Source organism: Salinivibrio sp. IB643, from assembly GCF_001996105.1.
Classification (GTDB): domain Bacteria; phylum Pseudomonadota; class Gammaproteobacteria; order Enterobacterales; family Vibrionaceae; genus Salinivibrio; species Salinivibrio costicola.
The window spans coordinates 1-6111 of the sequence record NZ_MUFF01000061.1 but is presented as its reverse complement, the minus strand read 5'-3'; the positions used below and the strand labels follow the sequence as shown (position 1 = coordinate 6111).

3 protein-coding genes and 4 pseudogenes are annotated in these 6111 nt (G+C 48.3%); all 7 read right to left on the bottom strand.

The genetic code is table 11. The annotated features are described in order from the left end of the window. Window positions 1–124: 124 nt before the first annotated feature. Window positions 125–838: pseudogene (locus tag BZG77_RS14205) on the bottom strand (N-acetylneuraminate synthase family protein); the annotation flags it as partial. Between the two features lie 199 nt (window positions 839–1037). Next, window positions 1038–1379, bottom strand: a pseudogene (locus BZG77_RS15270) (N-acetylneuraminate synthase family protein); the annotation flags it as partial. A 19-nt stretch (window positions 1380–1398) separates the two neighbouring features. Then, complete coding sequence (gene pseG / locus BZG77_RS14195) at window positions 1399–2904, bottom strand: UDP-2,4-diacetamido-2,4,6-trideoxy-beta-L-altropyranose hydrolase (protein WP_077647711.1); 1506 nt, start codon at window positions 2902–2904, stop codon at window positions 1399–1401. A gap of 13 nt (window positions 2905–2917) precedes the next feature. Further along, entirely contained in the window at window positions 2918–3613 is a 696-nt protein-coding gene (gene pseF / locus BZG77_RS14190) for a pseudaminic acid cytidylyltransferase (protein WP_077647710.1), read from the bottom strand. Between the two features lies 1 nt (window position 3614). Continuing rightward, window positions 3615–4775 carry a UDP-4-amino-4,6-dideoxy-N-acetyl-beta-L-altrosamine transaminase gene (pseC, locus tag BZG77_RS14185; protein ID WP_077647709.1) on the bottom strand — a complete coding sequence of 387 codons (1161 nt, stop codon included), beginning with the start codon at window positions 4773–4775 and terminating at the stop codon, window positions 3615–3617. Then, window positions 4772–5518, bottom strand: a pseudogene (locus tag BZG77_RS15145) (polysaccharide biosynthesis protein); the annotation flags it as partial. The gene pseC and the pseudogene BZG77_RS15145, both read right to left, overlap by 4 nt. A gap of 16 nt (window positions 5519–5534) precedes the next feature. Beyond that, window positions 5535–5927, bottom strand: a pseudogene (locus BZG77_RS15140) (polysaccharide biosynthesis protein); the annotation flags it as partial. Between the last annotated feature and the right edge of the window lie 184 nt (window positions 5928–6111).

Here is a 6111-nt window from a genome sequence, read left to right as displayed (position 1 = left end):
GCACAAAGATATTGGAAAGGTGATGTCACTAAGAATACATTCATACATAACTCATCATAACTATTTTTAAAGCGCCATATTGWTTGATATGGCGCTTAGCTCTKTTCCACCGGTTATTGCATAGCTAGATTTCAATATCAGGRTTTGAAATCATATCCCAACTAAGCGGMGTACCAAAGGCTATATCARMGTTAGCTTTTTTTCCAATCACGGCCTCKAGATRYTTCGGCGCYAAMCCAAACCCCGGCCGAATACTTCTAACATGTTGCTCCGTCAATATTTCAYCCGCCTTAATATCTTTTACGATATAYAACGARCGACGGAATTTYACATTGCCTTTTTCAGCTTCAGTCCGTTCATARTTMACTTTWCCYAAKGCTTGCCAGGCTGTTTTGGTATCTCGGCAAAGAGCTGCGAGTTCAGCTGGCTCCAACGAGAAGCTATCATCGGCGCCTCCACCGTTACGATCTAACGTGACATGCTTTTCGATTAAACAAGCGCCCAATGCGACAGAAGTGACYGCTGTTGCATTGTCAATGGTATGGTCGGATAGGCCAGACAGTACGTTAAAGCGCTCAGCCATATCCGCGATGGTGCGTAGATTATATTGCTCTGCCGGGGCGGGATAACCACTCACACAATGCAGCACCACTAACTCTTGGCACCCATTGTCTTTCGCTGTTTTAATTGCATCAGCAATTTCTTGTTCATTCGCCATCCCTGTGGAGATAATCATGGGTTTGCCCGTTTGCGCGACCCGCTTAATGAGCGGTAAATCAATCACTTCGAAAGACGCAATTTTATAGGCCGGTGCATCCAGCTCTTCCAATAAATCTACGNTGCAGCACCACTAACTCTTGGCACCCATTGTCTTTCGCTGTTTTAATTGCATCAGCAATTTCTTGTTCATTCGCCATCCCTGTGGAGATAATCATGGGTTTGCCCGTTTGCGCGACCCGCTTRATGAGCGGTAAATCAATCACTTCRAAAGACGCAATTTTATAGGCCGGYGCATCCAGCTCTTCCAATAAATCTACGGCGGTAAAATCAAAGGGAGAGCTGAAAATYGTGATAYCCAACTCTTTGGCTTTCTCAAACAGTGGCTTATGCCATTCCCACGGCATGTGTGCACCTTTGTAAAGTTCATACAAGGTTTGTCCATCCCAAAGACCGCCATGAATTTGAAAATCKTCACTGTCACAGTCCAGGGTAATGGTGTCATGCGTATAGGTTTGCAGTTTTATCGCATCGGCACCGGCTTTTTTCGCTTCTTCCATGATTTGAAAGGCGCGGTTGATATCACCATTATGGTTCGCGGACAGCTCTGCAATAATATAAGGCGGATGATCTGGGCCGATTTTCCGGCCGTCTATGGTCATAAATGGATTCACAATGGCCTCACTGAATGGGGTGTCGAATGTAAGTTTCTTCATCGGCTTGTTGATAACAGGCTTTTTGGAAAAGCCGTTGCGATGGGATATTTTCTTTCAAGACGGTGGCATGCACGGTGACATCGGGGTGTATTAGGTCAATAAGTGCTAACGCTTGCGCGCCAATTCCCTTCCCATAACGGGTTGGATCAACGAAAATTGACACAAGATAATGCTCGGCGCGCAGTCGGTCTAGGCGTATAGCGCCCATTTTTTTTCCGCTATACCGTTCAACAATCATATAAAAGTAATCGTTGATAGCGTCGAGTTTTGCCGACATCCATGCGTAATGCTGCTCCCAGGTGGGCGTACTGGGATTAAGCGCATATTTTCTGGTGTTAGGATGACATTGCCACTGATAAACTAACTCAATATCTTGTTGACTAGACGCACGCTCAAGGCGATAGCTATTCACGTTATCACGACACAGTTGTTCGAGTTCAAATACCACTCTTTTTACACCACGCCCATCACACAATGCTAGGTTAGCGGCCTTCAGCGCCTCCCACCGATTCAAGGTGGTTTGGTACGCGTGCAGTAGGCGAGTTGGCATCTCATCGAGCGTCACTTTTATCGCCGCATTGTGCTTCACCAGTTGCTGACAAACCATCTTTTGGTTATCAGCCAAGGGAACMAGGATATTGGGCAGTCCTAAGCATGCCCGCTCCCAGCTTGTTGTGCCTGGTGCGCCGATAGCGATATCATGGCTCATCATTAGACTGGCCATATCAGCCACAAARTCTACATGGTTGACATTGTCAYGATTTGAGCACCACTGTTTTACCTCATGATAATGCGGCGCTCTTGGYGAKARYAASACCGTAAACGTTGCATTGACGTGAGGGTATAGCGCCTCTAGCACGTTGAGCGTGGCGTTAGGGGCATCGACGCCGCCCATTGAGACAAGTACGCGGGGATCATGACGCGCCAATGTTCGAGATAGCGCACACTCTCTTTGACGGGAAAACGAGCGCGACAATAACGCATAATCACTGCCTGCGAGCACGTTAGCGCCCGCTGCCTGATAATCTGATGCTTGACGCCCCAACGTTTGATCAATAATCACATCCGCGCAATGGGTGCGCACAAGATCATCAATGGCGACAATTTTACAGTTAACCCTCGCGCGAACGATTTCATGCCACTGTTTTTCAATCGCATAGTGGTCGGTCACAACCACATCTGCATCATGCACGTGATGAATAAAATCGTGCGCATCGTCGGGGATGGGCTTTGGCAGCCATGCGGCGTAGTCAGCATCGTGCGCCGGTTTCACGACTTGTTCGGGTGCCGTCAACGTGATGACGTTAAAACCCCGCTCGCCGATAAATGCACGCATATCGCCTTCTAACGGTAAACACGCAAAGCTCACATCATGACTATGGCTCACTAACTCATCGGCGAGGACCAAACACCGCATCACGTGCCCACTGCCAATCCAAACCGATGCATCAACGCGAAATACAACTTTCATGATTCTTGCCACGCTACTTGTTCGCAAGTGTTAAGGCTGAAAATAGCGACTCGGCGATATCCCAGTCTTCGGGGGTGTCGATATCTTGGACACGATGACGCGGTAAAAGCACAGCCTTAGAATGCGGTGAGAAAATTGACAGCTTGTTGAGAAACGCACTGGCTTTGCCCCAATAGAACTGCCCTGCGTCGTGATACGCCTCTTCCAGATCTTGTGATCTCACTTGCTCCTGCTCTGGCGAGAACATAGACACAGCACCGTTTGCATCTAATTTAATTGCACGCTGGATGGGAAACGGAAAGGACGTGGCACTAAAGGCAAACTGGACGTTTTCATTAGCTAGCAACTGATAGCCAGCCTTGAGATCGTCAGCCTGAACAAACGGCGCAGTGGCATATAAGCAGCACACAGCTTCAATATTAAAATCTGCATCTTGGCACCACTGAATCGCATGGGCCATCACATCCATGGTGGTGGCATAATCATCGGCAATGTCTGCAGGACGCAAAAATGGCACCTCTGCGCCGTATTGCTTCGCAACATCGGCAATATGCTGATCGTCTGTTGACACAATCACCTTATCAAAGCAGCCCGAGGCGATCGCCGCGTCAATCGAATAAGCAATCATCGGCTTACCATGAAAGGGCTTAATGTTTTTTCGTGGTATCCGTTTACTGCCGCCGCGCGCAGGAATAATCGCTATATTCATGTTACTCCGTCAGTATCGCTGCTAAAACATCAATCACCGTGTCTTGCTGCTCATCGGTCATAGCATGAAACATCGGTAACGAGATGGCTTCTTGGTAGTATTGTTCGGCATGTGGGTAATCACCTATCCCAAAGCCAAGTTTTTGATAATAAGGCTGTGTGTGGACAGGAATATAGTGCACGTTCACACCGATGCCGTGTTGCCGCAACGCATCAAAGACTTGCTTGTGGGTCTTTGACAGCTTCGCCAATTGAAGACGAATGACATAAAGGTGCAAGCCTGAATAGGTATCGGTTAATTGATAAGGCAATACTAGGGGTAAATCTTGCAATTTTTCGTTATAGCGAGCGGCAAGGCGGTGACGCGCACTGACAAACTGATCTACGCGCTGCATTTGGCTTAGCCCGAGTGCGGCTTGCAGCTCTGTCATCCGATAATTATAACCGAGCGCCACTTGCTGATAATACCAGTCGCCGTGGCTGTCACCTTCCATCAACGAAGGATCGCGTGTCACCCCATGACTGCGATACAGCGCCATCGACGTGGCCAAGGCGTCGTCATTGGTTACCGCCACGCCACCCTCTGCCGTCGTCACAATCTTAACCGGGTGAAAGCTGAAYACGGTAATATCKGAATACTGCCCACAACCGATTGGCTTATTCTGATATTTGCCCCCGATAGCATGGGAGGCATCTTCTATCACTTTAAAGCCATACTCGTCGGCTAATTGCCCTATCGCTTGCATGTCACAAGACTGACCACACAAATGCACGGCAACCACCACTTTCGGCAAAGTGCCAGTGACTTTTGCATGCTTGAGTTTTACTTCAAGTTGTTTAGGGCACAGGTTGTAGGTGGTTGGGTCGATATCGACAAAATCCACCTCCGCCCCGCAATAACGCCCGCAGTTGGCTGAAGCGACGAACGTAATCGGCGTGGTCCATAGTCGATCGCCCTCGCCAAGCCCAAGGGCCAGACAGGCAATGTGGAGGGCGGACGTCGCGCTATTGACGGCAAGCGCGTGCTTGGCACCGGTGTACTCAGCAATAGCTTGCTCGAACGCAGGGACCTTTGGCCCCTGGGTAAGAAAATCCGAATGCAGCACGTCAACCACTGCATCAATGTCGTCTTGCGTGATGTCTTGCTTGCCGTAGGGGATCATTGTTGCGTGGCCACCGTAAAATTAGGATCAATATATTGCTTTATCTTCTCACGTAAGCTGTCAACGCTTTCCCATTGATCGTTGGTGCCTGAGTTATATTTAAATCCAAACGGCACTTTCTCCGCTTTATGGTGCGTCATGTACTCTTGCTCTGTGTGCGTGTAAGACACAGACGGTAAAATTGCGTAGTAATGACCAAGATCAATGGTATTGAGCGAGTCGGTATCGGTGATCATTTCTTCGTGCAGCTTTTCGCCAGGGCGAACACCAATGACTTTAACCTCACAATCAGGCGCAACAGCTTTTGCTACATCTAAGATCTTGTAACTTGGGATCTTAGGGACAAAGATTTCACCGCCCAGGTGATTTTCCAGTGCGTACATCACCATATCGACCCCATCTTGTAGCGAGATATTAAAGCGGGTCATGTCTTCATGGGTGATCGGTAGCACACCCTCATGGCGCTTATTCAAAAAGAACGGGATCACTGAGCCGCGAGAGCCCATGACGTTGCCATAGCGCACCACACTGAATTTCAGGTCACGGGAGCCTTTAATGTTGTTTGCCGCCGTAAACAGCTTGTCTGATGCAAGCTTGGTCGCGCCATAGAGGTTTATCGGCGCACAGGCTTTGTCAGTCGAAAGTGCAACGACATTGTTCACTCCACACTTCAATGCCGCATTAATCACGTTCTCCGCGCCATCAATGTTAGTGCGAATGCATTCCGTTGGGTTGTACTCCGCGNATCGGCGCACAGGCTTTGTCAGTCGAAAGTGCAACGACATTGTTCACTCCACACTTCAATGCCGCATTAATCACGTTCTCCGCGCCATCAATGTTAGTGCGAATGCATTCCGTTGGGTTGTACTCCGCGGTATCAACCTGCTTGATCGCCGCCGCGTGGATGATCACATCCACCTCTTCACACGCTTGCACCATGCGCACTCTGTCGCGCACATCACCGATGAAAAAGCGTAGTTGTGGGTACTCACTTTGCGGATACAGCTGTTTGAGCTCAAATTGCTTTAGCTCGTCACGCGAATAGATAATGATTTTCTTTATATCAGGATAACGAACAAGAATGGTCTGGATGAACTGCTTACCGAACGATCCGGTGCCGCCGGTGATGAGGACTGTTTTTTTATTTAACATATGATTCTCTTGAGTTCCATTTTGGCTATTTATTTGACATGGTCTTAGCAATTTCTATCACAGAGTGCAAAGAGCTTTCCATGTTCTCAAGCTCAGACTTATTCAGTGACGCTAACATTTTCTTAATTTCTGTGGTTGATATATCTTCCGTACGAGGCAAATATATCACTTCACACTGTTCCTT